Annotated in this window: 21 protein-coding genes and 1 tRNA gene; 7 read left to right on the forward strand and 15 right to left on the reverse strand. The window is 61.3% G+C overall.

Features of this window, described 5'->3' with window-relative positions:
- Both alaS and recA read right to left on the reverse strand, forming a co-directional pair.
- A partial coding sequence (gene alaS / locus MPJ51_RS01080; RefSeq protein WP_298381137.1) for an alanine--tRNA ligase occupies positions 1-2344 on the reverse strand: 2344 nt, incomplete at its 3' end.
- 180 nt (positions 2345-2524) lie between these two features.
- On the reverse strand, positions 2525-3592 hold the full coding sequence (recA, locus tag MPJ51_RS01085; protein WP_298381138.1) for a recombinase RecA: 1068 nt from the start codon (positions 3590-3592) through the stop codon (positions 2525-2527).
- A 191-nt stretch (positions 3593-3783) separates the two neighbouring features.
- Here recA and MPJ51_RS01090 point away from each other — a divergent pair, with 191 nt between their 5' ends.
- Entirely contained in the window at positions 3784-4377 is a 594-nt protein-coding gene (locus tag MPJ51_RS01090; RefSeq protein WP_298381139.1) for a sulfotransferase family 2 domain-containing protein, read from the forward strand.
- Between the two features lie 5 nt (positions 4378-4382).
- Here the strand turns inward: MPJ51_RS01090 and MPJ51_RS01095 are convergent, their stop codons facing one another.
- From MPJ51_RS01095 to guaB, 3 genes are all read right to left on the reverse strand, one after another.
- A complete protein-coding gene (locus MPJ51_RS01095; RefSeq protein ID WP_298381140.1) occupies positions 4383-6671 on the reverse strand; it encodes an ATP-binding protein in 2289 nt (762 codons plus the stop codon).
- A 106-nt stretch (positions 6672-6777) separates the two neighbouring features.
- On the reverse strand, positions 6778-7941 hold the full coding sequence (locus MPJ51_RS01100) for an RsmB/NOP family class I SAM-dependent RNA methyltransferase (RefSeq protein ID WP_298381141.1): 1164 nt from the start codon (positions 7939-7941) through the stop codon (positions 6778-6780).
- Positions 7942-7979: 38 nt separating this feature from the next.
- Entirely contained in the window at positions 7980-9428 is a 1449-nt protein-coding gene (guaB, locus tag MPJ51_RS01105) for an IMP dehydrogenase (RefSeq protein ID WP_298381142.1), read from the reverse strand.
- 215 nt (positions 9429-9643) lie between these two features.
- Between guaB and MPJ51_RS01110 the strand changes: the two genes are divergently transcribed.
- Complete coding sequence (locus tag MPJ51_RS01110) at positions 9644-11692, forward strand: ASKHA domain-containing protein (protein ID WP_298381143.1); 2049 nt, start codon at positions 9644-9646, stop codon at positions 11690-11692.
- Between the two features lie 2 nt (positions 11693-11694).
- Here MPJ51_RS01110 and MPJ51_RS01115 read toward each other — a convergent pair whose 3' ends face one another.
- The 7 genes from MPJ51_RS01115 to MPJ51_RS01145 all read right to left on the reverse strand — a co-directional run bounded on the left by MPJ51_RS01115 (position 11695) and on the right by MPJ51_RS01145 (position 15863).
- Positions 11695-11931, reverse strand: a complete 237-nt coding sequence (locus MPJ51_RS01115) for an amidohydrolase family protein (protein WP_298381144.1) — start codon at positions 11929-11931, stop codon at positions 11695-11697.
- Between the two features lie 5 nt (positions 11932-11936).
- Positions 11937-12377 carry a hypothetical protein gene (locus MPJ51_RS01120; protein WP_298381145.1) on the reverse strand — a complete coding sequence of 147 codons (441 nt, stop codon included), beginning with the start codon at positions 12375-12377 and terminating at the stop codon, positions 11937-11939.
- A 104-nt stretch (positions 12378-12481) separates the two neighbouring features.
- A tRNA-Gly gene (locus tag MPJ51_RS01125) sits at positions 12482-12555 on the reverse strand.
- A gap of 44 nt (positions 12556-12599) precedes the next feature.
- Positions 12600-13424: a polyphosphate kinase 2 gene (locus MPJ51_RS01130; protein WP_298381146.1), complete on the reverse strand. Its 825-nt coding sequence runs from the start codon at positions 13422-13424 to the stop codon at positions 12600-12602.
- 118 nt (positions 13425-13542) lie between these two features.
- The gene (locus MPJ51_RS01135; protein ID WP_298381147.1) at positions 13543-14604 is read right to left on the reverse strand and encodes a methyltetrahydrofolate cobalamin methyltransferase; all 1062 of its coding nucleotides are present in this window, start codon (positions 14602-14604) and stop codon (positions 13543-13545) included.
- Positions 14605-14613: 9 nt separating this feature from the next.
- Entirely contained in the window at positions 14614-15540 is a 927-nt protein-coding gene (locus MPJ51_RS01140; RefSeq protein ID WP_298381148.1) for a methylenetetrahydrofolate reductase, read from the reverse strand.
- Between the two features lie 26 nt (positions 15541-15566).
- Positions 15567-15863 carry a virulence factor gene (locus MPJ51_RS01145; RefSeq protein ID WP_170690480.1) on the reverse strand — a complete coding sequence of 99 codons (297 nt, stop codon included), beginning with the start codon at positions 15861-15863 and terminating at the stop codon, positions 15567-15569.
- A 240-nt stretch (positions 15864-16103) separates the two neighbouring features.
- Here MPJ51_RS01145 and MPJ51_RS01150 point away from each other — a divergent pair, with 240 nt between their 5' ends.
- Entirely contained in the window at positions 16104-17216 is a 1113-nt protein-coding gene (locus MPJ51_RS01150) for a Ppx/GppA phosphatase family protein (RefSeq protein ID WP_298381149.1), read from the forward strand.
- Positions 17216-17932 carry an RlmE family RNA methyltransferase gene (locus MPJ51_RS01155; RefSeq protein ID WP_298381150.1) on the forward strand — a complete coding sequence of 239 codons (717 nt, stop codon included), beginning with the start codon at positions 17216-17218 and terminating at the stop codon, positions 17930-17932. The genes MPJ51_RS01150 and MPJ51_RS01155 overlap by 1 nt, the downstream gene beginning before the upstream one ends.
- A gap of 3 nt (positions 17933-17935) precedes the next feature.
- Here MPJ51_RS01155 and MPJ51_RS01160 read toward each other — a convergent pair whose 3' ends face one another.
- Both MPJ51_RS01160 and MPJ51_RS01165 read right to left on the reverse strand, forming a co-directional pair.
- A complete protein-coding gene (locus MPJ51_RS01160; protein ID WP_298381151.1) occupies positions 17936-18130 on the reverse strand; it encodes a hypothetical protein in 195 nt (64 codons plus the stop codon).
- A 191-nt stretch (positions 18131-18321) separates the two neighbouring features.
- Positions 18322-19185, reverse strand: coding sequence for a YihY/virulence factor BrkB family protein (locus MPJ51_RS01165; protein ID WP_298381152.1), 864 nt, complete (start codon positions 19183-19185; stop codon positions 18322-18324).
- Positions 19186-19311: 126 nt separating this feature from the next.
- Here MPJ51_RS01165 and MPJ51_RS01170 point away from each other — a divergent pair, with 126 nt between their 5' ends.
- A complete protein-coding gene (locus tag MPJ51_RS01170; RefSeq protein ID WP_298381153.1) occupies positions 19312-20421 on the forward strand; it encodes an AI-2E family transporter in 1110 nt (369 codons plus the stop codon).
- Here MPJ51_RS01170 and MPJ51_RS01175 read toward each other — a convergent pair.
- Positions 20404-21036, reverse strand: coding sequence for a Crp/Fnr family transcriptional regulator (locus tag MPJ51_RS01175; RefSeq protein WP_298381154.1), 633 nt, complete (start codon positions 21034-21036; stop codon positions 20404-20406). The two genes, MPJ51_RS01170 and MPJ51_RS01175, sit on opposite strands and share 18 nt — an antisense overlap.
- A gap of 285 nt (positions 21037-21321) precedes the next feature.
- Between MPJ51_RS01175 and MPJ51_RS01180 the strand changes: the two genes are divergently transcribed.
- Both MPJ51_RS01180 and MPJ51_RS01185 read left to right on the forward strand, forming a co-directional pair.
- Positions 21322-22890 (forward strand): arylsulfatase, encoded by a 1569-nt coding sequence (locus tag MPJ51_RS01180; RefSeq protein WP_298381197.1) that lies wholly within the window; start codon positions 21322-21324, stop codon positions 22888-22890.
- 75 nt (positions 22891-22965) lie between these two features.
- Complete coding sequence (locus MPJ51_RS01185) at positions 22966-23931, forward strand: HAD family hydrolase (RefSeq protein WP_298381155.1); 966 nt, start codon at positions 22966-22968, stop codon at positions 23929-23931.
- The last annotated feature ends 21 nt before the right edge of the window (positions 23932-23952 follow it).

The raw sequence follows: 23952 nt of genomic DNA on the forward strand, positions 1-23952 counted from the left end.
GCGCCTCGGCCCCGCCGCCCTGCCCGGCACCACCGGCCATGGCCAGATCGCGGCGAAGCTGTGCAACCTCGTTCTGTAATGCCTTGCGTTCGTCCAGCAGGGATTTGACACGGGACACGACGTCATCCGGCTGCGCCTTCAACTCGCTCGCGATCTGCGTCAGCCGGTGATCCTGCGCCGAGAGATAACGGAATGCCTCATCCCCGGTCAGTGCCTCAATCCGGCGCACACCGGCGCTGCTGGCGCTGTCGCCCAGCACCACAAAGGTGCCAATATCGCCGGTCTGGCGCACATGGGTGCCACCGCACAGTTCAATCGACCAGGTCTCACCATCATGGCCCTTGCCCGTGGGCGCCTTGCCCATCGAGACCACGCGGACCTCATCGCCATATTTCTCACCAAACAGCGCCTGCGCCCCCAGCGCGCGCGCGTCATCGGGGGTCATGACCCGGGTCTCAACAGTCGAGTTCTGGCGGATGAACTCATTCACCTCACGCTCGACCTTCTGCACCTCATCCGCTGTCAACGCCTTGGAATGGCTGAAGTCAAACCGCAGCCGGTCCGCCGCATTCAGTGAGCCGCGCTGCGCCACGTGATCACCCAGCGTTTCACGCAGCGCCTCATGCAGCAGGTGGGTGGCCGAGTGGTTGGCGCGAATGGCGGTGCGGCGGGCGTGATCGACCTCCAACTCGACCGCGTCGCCTTTGGAGATCGCGCCCTGACTGACGGTCACGCGATGCGCATAGACCTTGCCGTCAGCGAATTTGCGGGTGTCTTCAACCTGCGATACGTCCTGCAGGTTTTCGAGACGCCGGATTTCACCCGTGTCGCCGATCTGGCCGCCAGCCTCGCCATAAAACGGCGTCTGGTTGACGACGACCCAGCCGGTATCGCCCTGCCCGATCTCATCGACCAGCGTGCCATCGACGACCAACGCGGCCACCTGACCTTCGGCCTTTTCAGTATCATAGCCCAGAAAATCCGTGGCCCCGGCGCTGTCGAGCACGTCAAACCAAACCGCCTGATCAGCGGCCTCACCCGAGCCAGCCCACGCCGCCCGTGCCTTGGCCTTTTGCTCGGCCATGGCCGCATCGAACCCATCAGTGTCCACGGTCCGGCCCTTTTCGCGCAGGGCATCCTGCGTCAGGTCCAGCGGGAAGCCGTATGTGTCATAAAGCTTGAACGCCGCATCCCCGGGCAGCGGCGCGCCGTCTGCCAGACCCGAAACCTCATCATCCAGCAGCTTCAAACCACGGTCCAACGTCTGCTTGAACCGGGTTTCTTCCAGCAACAACGTCTCTTCGATCAGCGGCTGCGCCTGACCCAGTTCGGAATATTGCGCACCCATCAGCTGCACCAGCGAGGGCACCAGCCGGTGCATGACCGGGTCTTTCGCCCCCAGCAGATGCGCGTGACGCATGGCGCGGCGCATGATCCGGCGCAGCACATAGCCGCGCCCGTCATTGGACGGCATCACCCCATCGGCAATCAGGAACGAGGTCGAGCGCAAGTGATCCGCGATCACCCGGTGATGCACGTTCTGATCGCCATAGGGATCAACGCCGGTGGCCTCGGCCGAGGCTTCGATCAGCGTCTTGAACAGGTCGGTGTCATAGTTGTCATGACTGCCTTGCAGCAGCGCGCCGATCCGCTCCAGCCCCATGCCGGTGTCGATCGACTGCATGTCGAGTTCCACCATCGAGCCGTCCTCGAACTGCTCGTTCTGCATGAAAACGATGTTCCAGATTTCGATGAACCGGTCGCCATCTTCCTCGGCCGAGCCCGGAGGGCCACCCCAGATGTGATCGCCGTGGTCATAGAAAATCTCGGTACACGGACCGCAGGGGCCGGTCGGGCCCATCTGCCAGAAATTGTCGCTGGTCGCGATGCGGATGATCCGGTCTTCGGGCACGCCGACCTTTTTCCAGATCTCGAACGCCTCATCATCGGTGTGATAGACCGTGGTCAGCAGGCGGCTCTTGTCGATGCCGAATTCCTTGGTGATCAGCTCCCAGGCAAAGGGGATCGCCTCGTGCTTGAAGTAGTCGCCGAACGAGAAATTCCCCAGCATCTCGAAAAACGTATGATGCCGCGCGGTGTATCCCACATTGTCCAGATCGTTATGCTTGCCGCCTGCCCGCACGCATTTCTGTGCCGTTGTAGCCCGGCTATAGTCGCGGGTTTCAAGCCCGGTGAACAGGTTCTTGAACTGCACCATGCCCGAGTTCACGAACATCAGCGTCGGGTCATTGCGCGGCACCAGCGGGCTGGACGCCACCACCTCGTGCCCCTGCTTGGCAAAGTAGTTCAAAAAGGTCGAGCGGATATCGTTCAGCGTTGGCATGGGGCTCTCTCAGCGCGCAAAAATAGTCGTTTGCGCAGGTTTAGCCCTGTCCCCGGGGAGTGTCCACAGTTGAGGCCCCCTCGACGGAAACAAGGCGGCCCCGGTGGACCGCCCTGTTCCAAGTATTCTCAGCACCTTCGGAGTGCCGGGGGATTTCTGCTGTTCCCTCTCTCGCGTCTGTCAGGCCTCTAGAATATCGTCATCCTCGGCCATATTCGGCGGCATGTCGAAATCCAGCCCATGCGCGGCGCGGATTTTGTCTTCGATCTCAAGTGCCGCACGGCTGTTGTCGCGCAGATACTGCTTGGCGTTCTCGCGCCCCTGCCCGATCCGCTCATCGCCATAGCTGAACCATGAGCCCGACTTCTCGACCACACCGGCCTTGACGCCCAGATCCAGAAGTTCGCCCATTTTGCTGATGCCTTCGCCATACATGATGTCGAACTCCACCTGCTTGAAGGGCGGCGCCACCTTGTTTTTCACAACCTTCACGCGGGTCTGGTTGCCGACCACCTCGTCCCGATCCTTGATCGCGCCGATGCGGCGGATGTCCAGACGGACCGAGCTGTAGAATTTCAGCGCATTGCCCCCGGTCGTGGTTTCCGGGCTGCCAAACATGACGCCGATCTTCATCCTGATCTGGTTGATGAAGATCACCATGCAGTTCGAACGGCTGATCGAGCCGGTCAGCTTGCGCATCGCCTGGCTCATCAAACGGGCCTGCACGCCGACATTGCTGTCGCCCATATCGCCCTCAAGTTCCGATTTCGGCGTCAGCGCCGCCACCGAGTCGACCACGACCATGTTCACCGCACCCGACCGCACCAGCGTATCGGTGATCTCCAACGCCTGCTCGCCGGTATCGGGCTGCGAGATCAGCAACTCGTCCAGATCGACACCCAGCTTGCGGGCATATTGCGGATCCAGCGCATGTTCTGCGTCCACAAAGGCACAGACACCACCGCGTTTTTGCTGTTCGGCAATACAATGCAGCGTCAGCGTGGTCTTACCGGAACTCTCAGGCCCGTAAATCTCGACAATCCGGCCCATCGGTAGGCCGCCGATTCCCAGCGCGATATCCAGCCCCAGCGAACCGGTCGAGCTTGCGTCGATATCCTGCTTGGCATCCTCGCCCAGCTTCATGATCGAGCCCTTGCCGAACTGCCGTTCGATCTGCGCCAACGCGCTGTCGAGCGCCTTTTGCTTGTCTGCGTTTTTCTTGTCGCTCATCGTCAGAAGATCCGCCATTGTCCTGTCGCCTTCCCTTTTGTCACACCCGTCAACGGGCGGCAATCACTGCTTTGTTCGCCTCTTGTTCCTTATGAGATCAAAAAGAGAACATTTCAATAAAAACTTACAAATTTCACTGTTCCGCAATTGTATTAAGGATAGGTTTACGCCAGTCTGAAATCTCAAAAGCCTTGAAGGCAAAGGGAAAAATGCTTGTTTTCTATGAAGAACGACTGGCGCTGTTGTCTGTTCCAAAGACCGGCAGTTCGGCCTATCTAAGCGCCCTGCGCGACCGGGCGGACCTTGTTGTAGCCGGACCGCCCGAGTTGAAACATGCCTCGGTCCGCCGGTATGACCGCTTTTTCCAGCACATGTTTCAGAAGATGTTCGATACCGAAATGGAGATCATGGCCGTCGTGCGCGACCCCGTCGACTGGCTGGGCAGTTGGTACAGATATCGCAGCCGCCCGGAGCTGGACGGCCATCCAAACTCAACCAGTGGCGAAAGTTTCGAGGGGTTCGTTCAAGCCTATCTGAACACACCCCGCCCCGCCTTTGCTGATGTCGGCAGCCAAACCGAGTTTTTCCAGACCCGCAGCAACGGCGCGGGTGCGACGCATGTTTTCAAATACGAACATCAGGACAAAATACTGGATTTCCTGCAAAACCGCCTGAATTGCGAAATCCAGCTACCGCAGGAAAATGTCTCGCCCAAGCGGGACCTGGACCTGTCTGACAAAACCCTGGCCAAGTACCGCCGCAAACACGCTAGTGAGTTTGCCCTGCATGAGGCGGCGCAATAACCGCCTCAGTTGAGTTGTTGAAACACCGCCTCGGTCAGTTGGGTCAGTGAGAACGGTTTGGGCAGGAAGGTCGAATTCTCGATCTCGGGCCCCGAATCGCCAAACGCGCCCTCGGCATAGCCGGACATGAAGATCACGCGCACATCCGGGCGCTGTTCCATCGCCTGACGCACCCAGGTGGGTCCATCCATGCCGGGCATGACCACATCGGTGACGAACACATCCACCGACAGGCTGTCATCCTCCAGCAAGTGCAAGGCGGCCTCGGCCGAATCCGCCTCAAGCACCGTATAGCCCTTCAGGCGCAGCGCGCGGGTGGCAAAGGCGCGGACGGGGGCCTCGTCTTCGACCAGCAACACCACGCCTTCGCCTTGCTGGCTGCCCTGTTCCTCGGGCGGGGCGATGGTGTCGGGTTCTGCCACTTCGACCACTTTGCAGACCGGCAGGAACACGGTGAATTCGGTGCCACGGCCCTGCACGCTGTCGACAAAGATGAAACCGCCAGTCTGTTTGACGATGCCATAGACGGTGGACAGGCCCAGCCCGGTGCCTTCGCCGGTGCGTTTGGTGGTATAGAACGGCTCGAACACTTTTTGCAGCTTGTCGGCGGGGATGCCGATGCCGCTATCGACCACCTTGACGGTCACATATTCGCCCGGCTGCACCGTGGCCCGGTCACGGGTCAGGGGCTGGTCCAGCGAGACGACCTCGGTCTCGATCCTGATCTCGCCGCCCTCGGGCATTGCATCGCGGGCGTTGACCACAAGGTTCATCAGCACCTGTTCCAACTGCCGTTTGTCCGCCCGCACCGGTTTCAACACCGGATCATGGCTGAGGGTCAGGCGCACCTTCTCGCCGACCAGACGGTTCAGCAGATGGATCAGGTCCGAGATCGTGTCGCGCAGATCCAGCACCTCGGGCCGCAGAGTCTGTTTGCGCGAAAACGCCAGCAACTGACTGACCAAGGCCGCCGCGCGGTTGGCGTTCTGGTTGATCTGCACCAGATCGCCATAATTGGCATCATTCTGATCATGGCGCAGCAACAGCAGGTCGCAATGGCCCGAGATCGCCGTCAGCAGGTTGTTGAAGTCATGCGCCACCCCTCCGGCCAACTGCCCGACCGCCTGCATTTTCTGCCCCTGCACGAACTGCGCCTCAAGCGTCTTGAGTTCGGTGGCGTCGTTCAGAACGGCCAGCAGACAAATCTGCCCCTCCCAAAGGATGCGGGACAGGGTGACCTGAACGAATACTTCCTTGTCGCGCCGGGTCAGGCGCAGGAATTCGGAATGGGGCGGCTGATCCTGTTCGGCGCTGCGCGACAGCCAGTTCAGAATCGGATGGCCCAGCCCCTGCATCAGGTCTTCGATATTGCTGCGGCCCGGCTGCAGTTCACCCACCAGACGATCGGCCAGAGGGTTGGTTTCCAGAATATCACCCTCGGGCGACAGGCGCATGATCGGCACCGGCAGATCGGCAAAGGACATCGCCCCCTGCGCGGGTTGCGTGTACTTGACCGGCATCAGCAGCAGATCACGTTCGAACCCGCTGCGCCGCAGGGTGGACACCAGAACGGTTTGCGGGCCGCTGGTGGTGCGCAGACGCACCATACCGCCACTGCGCGAAACCTCACCCTTGGTAATCTGCTCCAACCCCGTCAGGTTTTCGCCCAGCAGTTTCCGCGCCGCGCCGTTGGCCTGAATGATGGCATCGTCATGGCCGACCGTTAGGACCGGGGTTGCAATCGCCTCCCACTGGCGTTGCGCTTCCAGCCCGATGCGCCAGCAATACAGGTTGTCTTCCAGTTCCGTCACGCTGACCGGGGCGGCCTGCCCCCGGGCCACGATATCCTCGCAGGCATACCCCCGCCCCTGCGCCCGCGATTGCAGCCGCAGCAGAATGGCCGCCGGATTGGCAAAGATCGACCCCAGACAGGCATCCAGCCGCACCCCCTTGCGCACCTGAAACCGCTGGCGGGCCCGGGCGTTGGCCACTTGTATCTCACCCTCGGCATTGGTGATGAAACAGGCATTGCCCTCCTGTTCGATCACAGCGGCCAGCGCCGCGTTGTGGCGACTGGCCACCCTGCCCCCGATCCAGCCCAGCAGCACATAGCCCGCCGCAACCACAAAGAAGGATGCCCCGATGACAATCAGCCCGGTGTTCCAGACATCCGGCAAGACGCCAAAAGCAGGCAATGCGCACAGCACCGCGGCGATCACCCCCAGCGCGATCAGACGCGCGCGTTCATGCCGTTGAGGCACTGGCGAGGACAAGCTCTCGGCTAAATCTGTCATCAATTTCCCAATGCGAACGATCTTGAGCACTATCGAAGGGCAATGGTTAACCTCTGCTTAACGGGTTAAGCAGGGAAACTCGTCTTTTGGTTGATAGTTCAGATGCTCAGTTTCGCGTCAAGTGCGCGGTGAAGAAACCGTCCGTGCCGTGGGAAACCCGCCACGATTTGCGGAAACCTACCGTCCAGTCCGGGTGGTCCTGCACGAATTCATCCACGATGGCGTCGTTTTCAACCACCAGCATCGAGCATGTCGCATAGGCCAAGGTTCCCTCGGGCGCGACAAGCGGCGCAACGGTTCCGAGAATCTCGGCCTGAATCCGGGTCAGATCTTGCAACCCGTCCGGTGTCAGCGCCCATTTCCCGGCCGGGGCTCGCCGCCACGAACCGCTGCCGGAACAGGGCACATCGGTCAATATAATGTCGAAAGGGCCGTGATCGGCCAGTTCCGCGCCGGGTAAAACCGTGATCTCCGCCCCGGCCCGTTCAGCGCGTGCAGGCAGGTCGCGCATGCGCGCGGGGTTGGCGTCATGGGCAAAGACACGCACATCCTTGTTGCGCGCCGCCAACGCCAACGCCTTGCCACCGCCACCGGCGCAATAGTCCAGCACCCGCATGCCCGGTTGCAGCTCCAGCGCGGCAACAACGGCCTGACTGGCCGCATCCTGCAACTCCACCAGCCCGGTCGTGTAGGCGCGGCTCTGCGCGATTTTGCGGGCGTTTCCGGTGACGTCCAGGGCTGTATTGCAGGCAGGATGCAGCTGCGCCTCGATCCCATCCTCGGCGAGAATGGCAATGGCCTGTGCCATGTCGCTACGGGACAGGTTGACCCTCAGATGCACCGGCGCACGGGTTTGCAGCGCTTGGGCTACGGGCTCGGCCTGATCGCCCAAAGATCGCGTGAACTCGGGCCAGAGCCAGTCGGGTATGTCCAGACGTTCAGCATCCTTCACGAAGTCCCGCGCCACTTCAGCGGCGGTAACCGGGGACGGTGCATGGCGGTCGCCGGTAAAAAGCGACGCCGGGTCCTGACCTGCGGCCCGAAGCTGACCGATCATCAACCCACGCCCGGTCCCGGCCCCGCCCAATGCCGCAAAGGATCGTTTCCGGCGCAGCGCATCGAAGACATGATCGCGAATAGCGGCGCGGTCCTTGGAGCCCGCAAACCGGCTGCGCCGTGCCCAGCCGGTCAGCGCCTTTTCCACCGGGGCGCCGGTCAGGATCTCGTCCAAGATCTCGATCGCGGCCTGAACGCGGGCAGCCGGTGTCATTGCACTCTCCGATCCTTTGCGTCAGCGGTCTGACGGGATCACATCACTCGGTAGTTCGGGCTTTCACGGGTGATCTGTACGTCATGCACATGGCTTTCCTTCAGCCCCGCGCCGGTGATCTTGACGAAGTTGCAGTTGCGCCGCATCTCATCGACCGTGGCACAGCCCGTGTAACCCATCGCCGCGCGCAGACCGCCCACCAACTGGTGGATTACCGCGCTGGCAGAACCCTTGTAGGGCACCTGTCCCTCAATCCCTTCGGGCACCAGCTTGTCATTGGCGGCATCCTTCTGGAAATACCGATCCGCCGAGCCACGCGCCATCGCGCCCAGGCTGCCCATGCCGCGATAGGATTTGAACGAGCGGCCCTGATACAGGATCACCTCGCCCGGGCTTTCATCGGTTCCGGCAATCATCGAACCGACCATCGCGCAGGAGGCCCCCGCCGCAATCGCCTTGGCAAAATCGCCTGAGAACTTGATGCCGCCATCGGCAATGACCGGCACGTCGCCTGCCGCCGCCGCACAATCCATGATCGCGGTCAGCTGCGGCACGCCCACGCCAGCCACCATCCGCGTGGTGCAGATCGAGCCCGGCCCGATCCCCACCTTGATCGCATCGGCTCCTGCGTCGATCAGGGCGCGCGTGGCTTCCTGCGTTGCGACGTTACCGGCGATGATCTGAACCTCGTTCGACAGGGATTTGGCCCGCGTCACCGCGTCCAGCACACCCTGCGAATGGCCATGGGCCGTATCCACCACAATGATGTCCACACCGGAATCCACCAGCTGTTCCGACCGTTCAAACCCGGCATCCCCGACCGAGGTTGCTGCGGCCACACGCAAACGGCCCAACTGGTCCTTGCAGGCAGTTGGGTTCAGCACGGCCTGTTCAGTGTCTTTCAGGGTCAACAGACCGGTCAGCTTGCCCTCTCCATCCACGACCAGCAGCTTTTCGATCCGGCGGGCGCGCATCAGGCTTTTCGCCTCTTCCAGATCGGCCGGTTCCTGCAACATCGCCAGATTATCGGTGGTCATCATCGCCTTGATCGGCGTGTCGTCGGATGTGGCAAAGCGCATGTCCCGGTTGGTGACGATGCCCACCACACGACCATTTTCCTCAACCACCGGGAAGCCGGTGAAATTGTACCGCTCGACCAGTGCCTTGGCGTCGGCCAGCGTCTGATCGGCTCGCAGTGTGACCGGGTTGTAGACGATACCGGATTCGAAGCGTTTGACCCGGCGCACCTCACGGGCCTGTTCATCGGCGGAGAGGTTCTTGTGGATCACCCCGATCCCGCCTGCCTGCGCCATGGCAATGGCCATGCGCGCCTCGGTCACCGTGTCCATGGCCGAGCTGAGCAGCGGAATGTTCATGGTGATCTCGCGCGTCACGCGCGTGGCCGTATCCGCCGTCGCCGGCAGCACCGAAGATGCGCCCGGAACCAGAAGAACGTCGTCAAAGGTGAGTGCCTCACGAATCTGCATCTGTCTACCCCATGCAAAAGCCCGTTTGGCGGTGACCCTATTGCATGGATTGCGGGCAAGGAAAAGCCCCCGAACCCAAGTTGTTGGCCCCCGTGCGCCGATGCCGCGGTGGAAAACGACGCAACCCGTTCGAAACGTGCCGCTGACGGGCCTTTCCCTTGGCCGTCAAATCCATATCCTGCGCCTCATACGCGCGAATAAAAAGGCAGGCCGTCATGACCACCGATCCTCTTGTCGTCTTTACCCCCTCGGGCAAACGCGGGCATTTTCCCGTGGGGACTCCGATCCTGACCGCTGCGCGCCAGCTTGGGGTCGATCTGGATTCGGTCTGCGGCGGGCGCGGTATCTGCTCGAAATGCCAGATCACCCCCAGCTATGGCGAGTTTCCCAAGCATGGCGTCACCGTATCCGAGGACGCGCTGAGCGAATGGAACGCGGTCGAGCAGCGCTATGACGACAAGCGCGGGCTGAAACCGGGCCGCCGTCTGGGCTGTCAGGCCTCGGTACAGGGCGATGTGGTGATCGACGTGCCGCCCGAAAGTCAGGTCCACCGTCAGGTCGTCCGCAAGGCCGCTGCCGCCCGTGCCATCACCATGGACCCGGCCACGCGGCTGTATTTTGTCGTGGTGGAGGAGCCCGACATGCACTCGCCCACCGGCGATCTGGAACGTCTGGAACGCGCCCTGCGCGAGCAATGGAAGATCGAGGCCGTCACCGCCGATCTGTCGCTGATGTCCAAGCTGCAGCCCGTCCTGCGCAAGGGCAAGTGGGAGGTCACCGTGGCCGTCCACAAAGGCCACAAGGACAGCGTCGCGCGCGTCGTGGAAATCTGGCCCGGTCTGCATGAACAGGGGCTGTATGGTCTGGCCATCGACCTCGGCTCGACCACCATCGCCGCGCATCTGACCGATCTGGAAACCGGTGAGGTCAAGGCATCCTCGGGCCTGATGAACCCGCAGATCCGGTTCGGCGAGGACCTGATGAGCCGGGTGTCCTATTCGATGATGAACCCCGGCGGCGACAAGGAAATGACCAAGGCGGTGCGCGAGGCGATCAACGACCTGGCCACCTCAATCGCCGAAGAGGCCGGGATCGATGCGGCGCTGATTGTCGAGACGGTGTTTGTCTGCAACCCGGTCATGCACCACCTGCTACTGGGTCTGGACCCGGTTGAGCTGGGTCAGGCCCCGTTTGCGCTGGCGACCTCGGAATCCATGTCTCTGCCCGCGCGTGAGATGGACCTGACCACCATGAACCCGCGCGCGCAGGTCTATATCCTGCCCTGCATCGCCGGCCATGTGGGCGCTGACTGCGCCGCCGTGGCGCTGTCCGAGGAACCGGGCAAATCCGAAGACCTCGTGCTGATCGTGGACGTGGGCACCAACGCGGAAATCCTGCTGGGCAACACCAGCCGCGTGCTGGCCTGCTCCTCGCCCACCGGCCCGGCCTTTGAGGGCGCGCAGATCAGTTCCGGCCAGCGCGCCGCGCCCGGCGCCATCGAACGGATCGAGATCGACCCGGTCACCAAGGAACCCCGCTTCCGCATCATCGGGTCCGAGAAATGGTCCGACGAAGACGGCTTCGATCAGGACATCGCCACCACCGGCATCACCGGCATCTGCGGCTCGGGCATTATCGAGGCCGTGGCCGAGATGCGCATCGCCGGGCTGCTGGATGAAAGCGGCCTGATCGGTTCGGCCGCACAAACCGGCACGGCGCGGTCCATCCCCGAAGGCCGCACCCACGCCTATCTGATCCACGATGCCAGCGCCGAGGGCGGCCCGCGCATCACCGTCACCCAGGGCGACATCCGCGCCATCCAACTGGCCAAATCCGCGCTTTACGCCGGTGCTCGCCTGCTGATGGACGAGATGGAGGTCGACAAGGTCGACCGTGTGGTGCTGGCCGGGGCGTTCGGGGCCCATATCTCGACCAAACACGCGATGGTTCTGGGCATGATCCCCGATGCGCCGCTTGAAAAGGTCTCCAGCGCGGGCAATGCCGCCGGAACCGGCGCGCGGATTGCGCTGTGCAACATCGGATCACGGGCCGAGATCGAACGTGTCGTGCGCGAGATCACCAAGATCGAAACCGCCATCGAGCCCAAGTTCCAGGACCATTTCGTCGCCGCCAACGCGATCCCGCACAAAACCGACCCGTTCCCGGAACTGGCACAGGTGGTCACCCTGCCCGCGCCCAGCTTCAACACCGGCGGGGCCGAGGCCGAATCGGGCGGCGGCCGCCGCCGCCGTCGTCGGGGTTGATCCTAGAACAGAACCGAGGCCACGACTCGGAGCGTCAGACCGGGTCGTGACAGCCACAAGGGGCGCAGATCGGCGGGCTGGCCGTTGATGATCGTGGCCTCAACGTCCAGATGATCCAGTTGTTCGGGCGGTGTTTCCATCGGGTTTCCCGAGAGGATGGTGAAATCAGCCCGCTGACCGGGCGCGATTTCCCCGAAACGCCCGCCCTGCCCCAATTGGATCGCCGCATTTGCGGTCATCGCCGTCAAGGCATCCCCAACCGACAAGCCTTGATCCGGGGCAAAACCTTTCCGTCAGGGCCCAACCGCGTGACAGCGGTTTTCAACGTCGTCATGGGCTGCAAAGGCGTGGCCGGGTGATCACCAGGAAAACTCACCACCGCGCCCAGCAAGGCGCTGGCGATGGGATGGGTGTGCGGTTCGACCAATCCGGGCAACACGGTTTTGCCCGGAAACTCAACGCGTGAAACGGTGCCATCCGCATCCAGTTTCAATGCCGTCCCGACCGCGACGACCTCTCCGCCATCGACCAGCACGGCGTTTGCATTGATCACGCCCGGTGACCAGACCTGATCCGCGACGACAAGGTAGCGGTCAGGATACCGCTCGGGGCGCGCGACCCAGAACCAGGCAGCGGCCAGAAAAACGATTAGAGCAAGAAAATACTTTAGAAATTTCAAAAACAAACACTCTCCAACGTGGCAAAGGTTAGGAAATGGCGTTTCAGCCTGCCCAGCCTGACATCACGTCACAAGAGGTGGATTGGTCAGATGGCTTTGTTGGGGAAATCTGGAGCGGGTAGCGGGAATCGAACCCGCGCGTTCAGCTTGGGAAGCTGACAGGCTACCATTACATCATACCCGCCGCGCCCTCTGGATACCCTGCCCTTTTCCGGGGTTCAAGCGGGTTCAGTCGGTCCGGGCGCGCAAACTGTCGATCAATGCCTGATCCACGTCCAGCACGCGCCCGGCCGCATCCAGCGTCTTGTGATCCAGATGCTGCGGGTTCAGGTCAACCCCCACCGAAAACGCATCAACAATCGCCGACATCGCCTTGATACGGGCGTATTTCTTGTTGTTGGCCGGGATCACATGCCAGGGCGCGATCTCGGTCGAGGTCTGGGTCAGCATCTCATCCACGGCCTCTTCGGTCTGACCCCATTTCTCGCGGTTTCGAAAATCCTCGTAGGTCAGTTTCCAGCGTTTCGTCGGATTGCGCAGCCGTTCGGTAAAGCGCGCCATCTGTTCTTCGGGCGAGATGTGGAAGAACAGTTTGACGATCCGCGTGCCGTCATCGACCAGCATCCGTTCAAAATCGTTGATCTCGCGATAGGCCGCGCGCCAGCGGGCCTCGGGCGTCAGCTGTTCGACCCTTTCCACCAGCACACGCCCGTACCAGCTGCGGTCAAAGGCCGAGATCGCGCCCGCAGGTGGCAGCCTTTCCCAGAAACGCAGCAGGTAATGACGGCTGAGGTAATAGTTGCGTGGCGCGCCAATGGGCCAGACCTTGAAACTGCGCGGGTCCAGGGCCTGGCTGATGCGGCGGATCGTGCCGCCCTTGCCCGCCGCGTCCCAGCCTTCGAACACCAGCACCCCTTTGAGGCCGTGAAACAGGAACGCCTGCTGGATCAGTGCCAATTGGGCCTGCAGATCGGCAAGCTGTTCCAGATAGGCGCGCTTGCCCAGTCGGTGCGACAGATCGGCATCCGCCAGTTTCGGAGGGGTTTGGGTCATCGGCGCACCTGTTCTTCTGCAACAGGCACAGTTTTGCGACGCAGACTCCGAAGCACAATGATCCGCATCAAAAAAGGCCGGGCAAGCGGCCCGGCCTTTGTGCAATCTATGGCGCGGTTCAGGCGCGGCGGCGGCGTCCCCCACCGCGACGGCCACCGGCGGCACCGGCAGCGCCCGCCTCATCCGGGGCTTTGTTGAATCGAATCCACTCGCCGCCATGGGCGTCGTTGTTGGTCAGCAGGTTGGCGGCGCGGATGGCCTCCATTTCCTTGCCCGCGCGCGGCTTGGTCGAGCCCAGACCGAACATCTGCACGAACGCCTCATCATCCATGCCTTCAGGCAGGATGATCCCGGCGGTGGCGACGGCCTCTTTCTTCTCGGCGATTTTCTTTTGCGTCACCGGCAAGGCGACCGGGTTCATGATCGCCGAGGTCATGCCAGCGCCCATCGCCATCGGCAGGAAGGCGTTGTTGATGCCGTGACGGTTCGGCAGACCGAACGAGATGTTGGACGCACCACAGGTGGTGTTCACGCCCAGTTCCTCGCGCAGACGACGGACCAGAGCGAACACCTGCTGCCCGGCGGTTGCCATCGCGCCGATGGGCATGACCAGCGGGTCAACCACGATGTCATGGGCCGGGATGCCGTGATCGGCTGCGCGTTCCACGATGGTCTTGGCGACGGCAAAGCGCACATCGGGGTCTTCCGAGATACCCGTGTCGTCATTCGAGATCGCAACAACCGGCACGTTGTATTTCTTGACCAGCGGCAGCACCATTTCCAGACGCTCTTCTTCGCCGGTGACCGAGTTCAGCAGCGGGCGGCCTTCGGCTGCGGCCAGACCGGCCTCCAAAGCACCGGGAACCGACGAGTCGATGCACAGCGGCACATCGACCAGACCCTGCACCAGCTCGACGATTTTGGTCATCAGCGGCGGCTCGGTCTCGTTCGGGTTGGGGTTCGAGTTGTAGACAACGCCCGCGTTGATATCCAGAACCGTGGCCCCGGCGGCAACCTGCGCCAGCGCGTCTTTCTCGACGGTCGAGAAATCGCCCGCCTCAAGCTCGGCAGCCAGTTTCTTGCGGCCCGTCGGGTTGATCCGTTCCCCGATGACGCAGAACGGTTCGTCAAAGCCCAGAACGGCGGTTTTTGTTTTTGATTCGACGACTGTACGGGTCATGTCCGGTCCTTAGGAGTTTACGGGCTTTGCCGAAGCGCCGCCATTGTTGATGGCCCAGTTGGCATTGGTCTTGATGCCGCCAAGCGGGAAGAAGTGTACATTGGTGATGTTGAAATCCGGGTTGGCGGCCTTGTGTTCGGCCAGTTCGGTCAGAACATCGGTCGGCTCATAGGGCAGCAGCAGCTTGGACACATCCATGGCGCGTTTCTGCAGAACCTTCAGCGAGGGGCCGACACCGCAGGCGATGGCGAATTTGATCAGCGTCTGCAGCTTGGCCGGACCCGCGATGCCGATATGGATCGGCAGATCGATACCGGCCTCTTTCAGGCTGTCCGCCCATGCGATGATCGGCTTGGCGTCGAACGCGAACTGCGTGGCCAGCGCCATTTCCGCATCGGTGGTTTCGTTGAACTTCTGCTTCCAGCGCAGCGCCTCGTCCACGTTTTTGGTCGAGCCGTCGGGGTCGATATCCTTGTTGCCCTCGGGGTGGCCTGCCACGTGCAGACGCTTGAAGCCCGCCTTGTCGAACAGACCGGATTCCATCAGTTGCATGGAGCTGTCGAAATCGCCATGGGGTTTGTCCACGCCACCGGCCAGCAGCAGCGCCTGATCAACGCCCGCCTCGCCCTGATACATGGAGATCCAGTTCTGCAGCGTCGCGGCATCTTTGATGATGCGCGCCGGGAAATGCGGCATGACCGGATAGCCTTCGGCGGCGATGCGCTTGGCGGTCTTGACCATGTCCTCGATGGGCGTGCCCTCGATATGGGCGATGTAGACGCGGGTGCCTTCGGGCAGCAGCGCGCGGAAATCCTCGACCTTTTCGGCGGTGCGGGGCATCACCTCGATCGAATAGCCCTGCAAAAAGGCTTCGACGGTCGGATTCACCGGGCCGTTGTCGGCCGCATCACGTTTCTTGAAGTTCAGCAAAGCCATTGCGGCCTCCCATAGCTGTCGCGGGCTCATGCCCAACCGTCATTGGCGATCAGGGTCTTGATCCGGTCCTGATCGTATTCCGTTTCCAGACGCACGGCCTCGGCCTCGGCGATTTCCGAGGGGTCGCCCTCAACCGCAAAAGGCTCGGCCTTGCGCCATTCGGCCAGATAGGCATCACTGTCCTTGGCGTTCACCTTCATCGCGGCCCGGTCGATGGCTTGTTCGAACCGTTCCTCCAACTGCCGTTTTGCGCCGCGCCGGCCCTTGCCGACGATGACTTGGGCGGGAATGTCGCGCCAGTAAACGATGGTGACGTCAGGCATTGCCGTGATTCCTCCTAACCAGATGAGCCGGTTCTAAACTTCTATCCACACGCGGGTCGGTCGGATTTCGACACCCGACGCATTTGCAGCGACGTTTTTGACCACGATGGCATACCGCGCTTTTATCCGACCCCGCCGCAAAGCTGCACATCAAAATCCTCATGACCTTAATGAGCGTCTTGCGTGATCGAAGTGGCCGACCTATGGTCGGGGTAACTCGAAAATCGGAGGGCGTTGAAGATGGCGCCCAAGCGTCCCAAAGGTGCGGGCGCGTTCCCGAAAGCGGTCGAAAGCCCCGCGCCGGCAAGACCCGATCCGGATGCATTATATGCGGCACTGGATCTGGGGACAAATAGCTGCCGCATGTTGATAGCCCAGCCCAAGGGCAGCGGGTTCCATGTGGTGGATAGCTTCTCCAAATCGGTGCAGTTGGGCGCCGGTCTGGAACGCACCGGACGGCTGTCGCGGGCGTCGATGGCACGCACCGTGCAGGCGCTGCGCATCTGTCAGCAAAAGCTGAAACGCAACAAGGTCCGACGCATGCGTCTGGTCGCAACCGAGGCGTGTCGGCGCGCCAAGAATTCGCGCGATTTCATCCGGCAGGTGAAACGCGAGACCGGCCTGACGCTTGAGATCATCCAGCCCGAGGAAGAGGCGCGTCTGGCCGTCATCTCCTGCGCCCCTCTGGTGTCGACCAAGACGGATCAATTGCTGGTGGTGGATATCGGTGGCGGCTCGACCGAGTTGGTGTGGATCGACATCTCATCCGTGCCGCGCCGGGATCGTCCGGCAGCCATAATGCGGCTGCATAACGGGTTTCACACCAGTGACAGCCCGTTTCCGGCAGCCAAGGTGGTGGATTGGATCAGCGTTCCGCTGGGCGTGGCCACCCTGCGTGATCAGTTCAACGATGTGGAAGACGATTCCGCCCGTTTCGCGCTGATGAGCTGGTTTTTCGAGGAAAATCTGGCCGATTTCGCCCCCTATAAGGACGAACAGGCGCGCGCCGGGTTTCAGATCGTCGGCACCAGCGGCACGGTGACCACCGTGGCGGCCTCGCATCTGGGGCTGAAACGCTATGACCGGACCAAGGTCGACGGTCTGCGCATGACCAGCGATCAGATTGACAAAGTGATACGAGGGTATCTAGAACTCGGCCCTCAGGGTCGCCGCCGTGATCCCCGCATTGGGGATGACCGGCAGGCGCTGATCATGTCCGGCTCGGCCATTTTGCAGGCATTGCTGCGCTGCTGGCCCACCGACCGCCTTTCCGTGGCGGATCGGGGGCTGCGCGAAGGTCTGCTTTATGCGCAGATGAGCGCGGATGGCGTATTGGAAGACGGACCATTCTGATGGCAAAGACACCGACCGGCAAAAACAACTCGGGCCGCGGACAGCGCGACCTGAAGGTCAAGGTCAAGACCGCGCGCGGGCGCAAGCTCAGCTCGACCCGCTGGCTTGAGCGGCAGTTGAACGACCCCTATGTCAAACGCGCGAATGCCGAAGGGTATCGCGGGCGCGCGGCGTTCAAGATACTGGAGCTGGACGATAAGTTCCGCTTTCTGGTGCCAGGCGCGCGGGTGGTCGATCTGGGCTGCGCCCCGGGCGGCTGGCTGCAGGTGGCGGTGCAGCGCGTGAATGCGCTGGGCGAGAAAAGCGGCAAACGGATCGGCACCATTCTGGGCGTTGACCTGCAAGAGGTCGAACCGGTTGCGGGTGCCGAAACCCACGTGCTGGATTTCATGGAAGATGACGCCGATCAAAAGGTCAAGGATTGGCTGGGTGGCAAGGCGGATGTGGTGATGTCGGACATGGCCGCCGCATCCTCGGGCCACAAGCAGACCGACCATCTGCGGATCATGGCACTGTGCGAAACCGCCGCTTACTTTGCCTTTGACGTGCTGGAAGAAGGCGGAACCTTCGTCGCCAAGGTACTGGCCGGAGGGGCCGAGGGCGATCTGCAGAAGCTGTTGAAGCAGAAATTCACCAAAGTGGCCAATGTGAAACCACCCGCGTCGCGGTCTGACAGTTCCGAGAAATTCGTGGTGGCCACCGGGTTCCGGGGTTAAGCATCAATCCAGATCAAACTTGCCGTCGATGATGCGCTGCTTGCGCAAGGACGCTGTAGCGGTGCCTTGTATCAGCAGGGCCTCTCCGTGACTGACATAGGTGGTTTTCTTCGACCGCAACTCGGCAATGCGCTGATCCAGCGTGGTTTTGCGTAGGCCCGCAAGGGGTTTGATCTTGGTTGGAAAACGTAACGACATGGGGCACCTAAAAACATCGATGCCCCTCACATATCCGTGAAATTTGCCGGGAACATGGCGCAATTCGGCCTGTTCGGTGCCGATTGCAGCGCTTTGCGTTTTATCAGGAATATCTTCATCGGAATGCGCGTTCGACCGAAGGGAGAGGCAGCGTATTCCGATTCAAATCAAACGCAAAGCGCTCTTGAGGCCTAACCCGCCGCCTGTTGCGCGTTGCGCAAGTCGATCAGCGCGCCATTATACTCCGCCCCAAGGATCAAGATGGCCGCGCAGAGATACAGAAAAATCAGCGCCGCCATCGCCCCCGCCAGACCCGCATAGGTGGCGCTGTATGTGGCGAATTGGGCGATATAGATCGAGAACCCCCACCCTCCGGCCGCCCAAAGCGCGAGAGTCAGGATCACCCCCGGCAGGATCTGTCCCAGACTGTGCCGCCGTGTGGGCAGGATCAGATGCGCCAGCAGCACCGTGCCTGCTGGCACCGCCACCGTGAAGGTCCAGCGCAGCCGGTCGACCGACAGCCAGTCGCCCACATCCACGGCGGTTTTCTCAGAGACCAGCCGGGTATAAACCGGCAGGACAACCTCGACCGCGGCGATGGCCAGAATGGCGGCACCGCCGACGATAACCAGCCCGAGACACAACAGCCGCGTCTTCCAGAACGGCCAACCATCCTGGTCGTGATAGGCCTGCGTCATCGCCTTACGCACCGCAGCCACCCCGTTCGAGGCGAAATAGATCGCCAACAAACCGCCCAAGGTGATCACTCCGGTCCCTGCCCCGGCCAGTACCGCGCGCAGTTCGGAAACGATGGGCGCGGCCACATCCTGCGGCCAGGCGCCGAAGATCAGCTCGATCAACTCATCGGTGACATAGCCCTGCGATAACGCCCCCGCCAGCGCGACGGTGAACAGCACGAAAGGGAACAGCGCCATCATCAGGGACATGGCGACATGGCTGCTCATGACGAAACCATCCTTGTTGTTGAACCGGCGCAGGGCCAGCCAGAAGGCGCGGAAAAACAGACCGGAAGAGGGAATCGCAGCTTGTGTCATACCCCGAGCCTACCCCACGTTGCGTCGGGTCTGAACATGGCAATCCGGGGAAATTCCCGAAATCGGGCCGATAAACGCCTGAGCGGATTGCATAAACCCGCGCGCCTGTGCAGGATCATGGGGTTTATGCATCAAGGCCGTGACATGACCCCGGACAGTCCAGACAGCCCGCCCCGTTCCCGCCTGTCGCTGGCGGCGGTGCGCGATATCACCATCGTGGCCACGCTGGTGGTGCTGGGGCTCTATGCGGGGGCGCGGTTCCTGATCCCGCTGACCATGGCACTGCTGGTCAATGTACTGATCATCGCGCTGGCCGACCGGGTGCGCGCGCTGACCCGGGCGCCGGTCTGGCTGGCCAATATCGCCGGGGTCACCGTGGTTCTGGCCGGGTTGTTCATGATCATGTACGTGCTGGGCAGTCAGGCCACGCAATTTGCCCGCTCGATCAACACCTATGAGAACCAGTTCGACACCGCCGTCAACCGCATCACCGGGCTGGTGGGCAATGACGTGACCAGCTTTATCCGCGACAATCTGGTCAGCATCGACATGTCCTATGTCGCAAGGCTGCTGCTGGGCAGCGCCACATCCTTGCTGAACCAGTTCTTTCTGATCAGCCTCTACGTCGCCTTCCTGATGGCCGAGCGGCTGGCCTTTCGCAAGAAAATCCAGCTGGCAGCGGGCAATCCGCGATTGGGCGCCGATCTGGCTGCGGTGCTGGATGCGATTTCCTATAGCTTGCAGCGTTACGTGGGCGTCAAGACCTTCATCAGCCTGATCACCGCCACCATCAGCTATACGGTGTTCCGCGCATTGGGGCTGGAATATGCCGAGACATGGGCGGTTCTGACCTTTGCGCTGAACTTCATCCCCTCGATCGGGTCGATCATCGCGGTGGTGTTCCCGGCGATGATCGCGCTGGTGCAGTTTGAAAGCATCGGTCCGTTTCTGGTGATCGTCCTGGGTTGCGGCACCCTGCAATTCCTGATCGGCAACTTTCTGGACCCCGCCATGCTGGGCCGGTCGCTGAACATGTCGACCTTTCTGGTCATTCTGGCGCTGACCTTCTGGACCACCATCTGGGGTCTGATCGGCGCATTCCTGAGCGTGCCGCTGACCGTCTGCATCCTGATCATCTTCAGCCACATCCCCGCCCTGCGACCTGTCGCGATCCTGATGTCACTGGACGGTCGATTGGGCGAAGACAATACACGCCGGTCAACTCTGGCAGAGTGAGATCAGCGCGCCCCGGTCTTTCAGCCGCAACCGGCCATAACCACCCTCGATCAGCCCCTGTTTGACCAGCCGTTGCAGCGACCGGTGCAGGGTCGGCATCGACACGGCGATCATCGCGGCCAGTTCCTCTTGCGAGACCTGAATCCAGCCGTCGGGGTCGGCGGCGACCTCCTCAAGATGCAGCAGGCGCAGGACCAGCCGTTTCAAGGTGCCGGTCACCCCGAGATTGGCGATGATCCGCAGGGCCTTTTGCATGTTTTCATGGGACAAGGCGTAGAAATCGCGCAGATAGTCCGGGTTGTCCTTCACCAGACGTTCAAGACGTGAACTGGGAAAGAACAGCGTCTCAGTCCGCTGGGTCGCAATCACGCTGATCAGCCGCCGGGTCGAGGCAAAAAGCGCCAGATCGCCAACCCAGAACCCGCCGCCTTCCTGATGCAGTGTGAAATTCTGACCATCATCAGCAGGCGCCGTGATCCGCACCCCACCGCTGAGCACGCCGTATATGCCATCCGCCGGATCACCCTGATGAAACAGGGCCGCGTCCGGCTCATAAATCTTGCTGACCCCGCAAGCCAGAAACGCCTTCTGAAACCCGGCATTTCGTGTGGCCAACCACCCCGAAAGCTCCAAGCTATCTGGATTATTAAATTTTTTTAGCATCTATATATTTAAATTTCATCATGTGATAATTTTCGAATTGCTGCACTGGCATAGGTTAGCGCCATACGATTCCCGTGCAATCTGAATTTCTACGGGAAATCTATAGCTTAACGCCGGGCATTGAAATCATTTCAAACCGCGGATGCAGGTTCATTTTCCCCGGACATGTTTCGTCCATCAATTCAGGAGCATCTTATGTTACCAACCTCACAGTTCCTAAAAAACTGGCGTACCCGGATGCGTCAGGCCGCCGTGGCCTCGATCACGGTTGTGCTGGCGATGCCCGCCTGGGCGCAGGATCAAAAGCCCAATATTCTGGTCATCTGGGGGGACGATATCGGGCAGTCCAATATCTCGGCCTATACGATGGGTCTGATGGGGTATCAGACGCCCAATATCGACCGGGTCGCCAAGGAAGGCATGATCTTCACCGATTATTATGGTGAGCAATCCTGCACCGCCGGGCGGTCGTCATACATCATGGGGCAATCAGTGTTCCGCACGGGCCTGTCCAAGGTGGGGCTGCCGGGGGCCGAGCTTGGCATGCAGACCGAAGACCCGACCATCGCGGGCCTGCTGAAGGACCACGGCTACATGACCGGTCAGTTCGGCAAGAACCATCTGGGCGACAAGGATGAGCATCTGCCCACAAACCACGGGTTTGATGAGTTTTTCGGCAACCTCTACCACCTGAACGCCGAAGAGGAACCGGAAAACGAAGATTATCCCGGTGACGCGGTTCTGGCAGACGGCCGCACCTTCCGCGAGGCCTATGGCCCGCGCGGCGTGATCAAGTCCAGCGCCGATGGCGAGATCGAAGACACCGGCCCTCTGACCCGCAAGCGCATGGAAACGGTGGATGAGGAAACCGTCGCCGCCGCCATCGACTTCATCAAGCGTGCCAATGAACAGGGTAAGCCATTCTATGTCTGGTGGAACGGCACGCGCATGCATTTCCGCACCCATGTGAAGGACGAGATGCGCGCACAAGCGAATGAGATCGCCGGTCGTGTGGCCGATGAATACTCCGCAGGCATGATCGAACATGACATGCATGTGGGTCAGCTGCTGGACCTGCTGGATGAGTTGGGCATCGCCGACAACACCATCGTTCACTATTCTACCGACAACGGCCCGCATATGAACACCTGGCCGGATGCCGCCATGACGCCGTTCTGGAGCGAAAAGAACACCAATTGGGAAGGCGGCTGGCGCGTGCCCTCGATGGTGCGCTGGCCCGGTCAGATCGAACCCGGATCGGTCACCAATGAGATCGTGCATCACATGGACTGGCTGCCCACCTATCTGGCCGTCGCCGGGGATGCCGAGATCAAGGACAAGCTGAAGGCCGGATATAGCTCACCCGCCATGGGCCGCGACTACAAGGTGCATCTGGATGGCTATAACATCCTGCCGCTGCTGACCGGTGAGACCTCGGACAGCCCGCGCCGCGAGATCTTCTATTTCTCGGATGACGGCGACCTGACCGCTTTGCGCTTTGACGACTGGAAGCTGATCTTCCTGGAGCAGAAAGCCTGGGGCACCCTGCGCGCCTGGATGGAACCGTGGACGGAACTGCGCATCCCGCTGATCATCAACCTGCGCCGCGACCCGTATGAGCGCGCCTATCGGACCTCGAACACCTATTACGACTGGCTGCTGGACCGGGCCTATTTCCTGGTGCCTGCGCAGCAATATGTGGGTCAGTTCCTGTCCACCTTCCAGGAGTTCCCGCCCCGGCAAGAGGCCGCCAGCTTCAATCTGGATCAGGTGATGGAGAAGCTGACGACGCCAACCAACAACTGACGCGTCAGACATGAAACAAAGCCCGGGGGCCGCTGCACAGGCGGCCCCTGACGATTTGAACCGGAGCCTTTTGTCATGAAATTCCCCTCACTGACCATCCTGTTGACCTGCCTTCCATTGATTTCATTCGCCGACCCGCTGCCCAGTTGGACAGATTCGACCTCCAAGAACCGGATCGTCGCCTTTGTCGAAACCGTCACCGACCCGACCCATGCCGACTATGTCACCCCGGCCGAGCGGATTGCCGTCTTTGACAATGACGGCACGCTCTGGGCCGAACAGCCGGTCTATTTCCAGTTCATCTTCGCCATGGATCGCCTGCGCGAACTGGCCGAACAGGACCCATCGATCCTGACCTCCCCTGCCCTGAAAGCCGCCGTCGAGGGCGATATCGAGACCATCCTGCAAGGCGGCCATGATGCACTGATCGAAGTGGTGAATGCCTCACACACCGGCACCAGCGTCGAGGATTTCCAGACTGCCGTCGCCAACTGGCTGGATACTGCCCGGCACCCCGAGACCAACCTGCCCTATGACCGGATGACCTATCAGCCGATGGTCGAACTGCTGCGCTATCTGCGCGATGAGGGGTTCAAGACCTATATCGTCTCGGGCGGTGGGCTGCATTTCATGCGGGTCTTTGCCGAAGACGCTTATGGTATCCCGCCCGAGCAGGTGTTGGGCACCTATGGCGAGACGGCCTATGACAGCAGCACCGGCATCACCAAGACCACCGGCATCGCCTTTGTTGATGATAAAGAGGGCAAACCGGTCAATATCGAACGCACCATTGGTCGTCGCCCGATACTGGCAGGCGGCAATTCCGACGGTGATTTCGCCATGCTGGAATGGACCACGGCGGGTGATGGGCCTCGGCTGGGTGTGTTGGTGCATCACACAGATGGCGAGCGCGAGTGGGCCTATGACCGCGAAAGCCCGATTGGCCGGCTGGTCGACGGGCTGGATAAAGGCCCCGATATGGGTTGGGTCATTGTTGATATGGCAAATGACTGGTCCCGCATCTACACTGGCGCGAACTGACCTCATAGGAACTCAACGCCG

Origin of the sequence: Ruegeria sp., assembly GCF_028066395.1 — a bacterium.
Lineage (GTDB): Bacteria > Pseudomonadota > Alphaproteobacteria > Rhodobacterales > Rhodobacteraceae > Ruegeria.

Coding starts and splice junctions, on each gene's coding strand:
- recA (WP_298381138.1), bottom strand. CDS start 3,592: ATGGCGGATCTTCTGACGATGAGCGACAAGAAAAACGCAGACAAGCAA.
- MPJ51_RS01090 (WP_298381139.1), top strand. CDS start 3,784: ATGCTTGTTTTCTATGAAGAACGACTGGCGCTGTTGTCTGTTCCAAAG.
- MPJ51_RS01095 (WP_298381140.1), bottom strand. CDS start 6,671: ATGACAGATTTAGCCGAGAGCTTGTCCTCGCCAGTGCCTCAACGGCAT.
- MPJ51_RS01100 (WP_298381141.1), bottom strand. CDS start 7,941: ATGACACCGGCTGCCCGCGTTCAGGCCGCGATCGAGATCTTGGACGAG.
- guaB (WP_298381142.1), bottom strand. CDS start 9,428: ATGCAGATTCGTGAGGCACTCACCTTTGACGACGTTCTTCTGGTTCCG.
- MPJ51_RS01110 (WP_298381143.1), top strand. CDS start 9,644: ATGACCACCGATCCTCTTGTCGTCTTTACCCCCTCGGGCAAACGCGGG.
- MPJ51_RS01115 (WP_298381144.1), bottom strand. CDS start 11,931: ATGACCGCAAATGCGGCGATCCAATTGGGGCAGGGCGGGCGTTTCGGG.
- MPJ51_RS01130 (WP_298381146.1), bottom strand. CDS start 13,424: ATGACCCAAACCCCTCCGAAACTGGCGGATGCCGATCTGTCGCACCGA.
- MPJ51_RS01135 (WP_298381147.1), bottom strand. CDS start 14,604: ATGACCCGTACAGTCGTCGAATCAAAAACAAAAACCGCCGTTCTGGGC.
- MPJ51_RS01140 (WP_298381148.1), bottom strand. CDS start 15,540: ATGGCTTTGCTGAACTTCAAGAAACGTGATGCGGCCGACAACGGCCCG.
- MPJ51_RS01145 (WP_170690480.1), bottom strand. CDS start 15,863: ATGCCTGACGTCACCATCGTTTACTGGCGCGACATTCCCGCCCAAGTC.
- MPJ51_RS01150 (WP_298381149.1), top strand. CDS start 16,104: ATGGCGCCCAAGCGTCCCAAAGGTGCGGGCGCGTTCCCGAAAGCGGTC.
- MPJ51_RS01155 (WP_298381150.1), top strand. CDS start 17,216: ATGGCAAAGACACCGACCGGCAAAAACAACTCGGGCCGCGGACAGCGC.
- MPJ51_RS01160 (WP_298381151.1), bottom strand. CDS start 18,130: ATGTCGTTACGTTTTCCAACCAAGATCAAACCCCTTGCGGGCCTACGC.
- MPJ51_RS01165 (WP_298381152.1), bottom strand. CDS start 19,185: ATGACACAAGCTGCGATTCCCTCTTCCGGTCTGTTTTTCCGCGCCTTC.
- MPJ51_RS01170 (WP_298381153.1), top strand. CDS start 19,312: ATGCATCAAGGCCGTGACATGACCCCGGACAGTCCAGACAGCCCGCCC.
- MPJ51_RS01180 (WP_298381197.1), top strand. CDS start 21,322: ATGCGTCAGGCCGCCGTGGCCTCGATCACGGTTGTGCTGGCGATGCCC.
- MPJ51_RS01185 (WP_298381155.1), top strand. CDS start 22,966: ATGAAATTCCCCTCACTGACCATCCTGTTGACCTGCCTTCCATTGATT.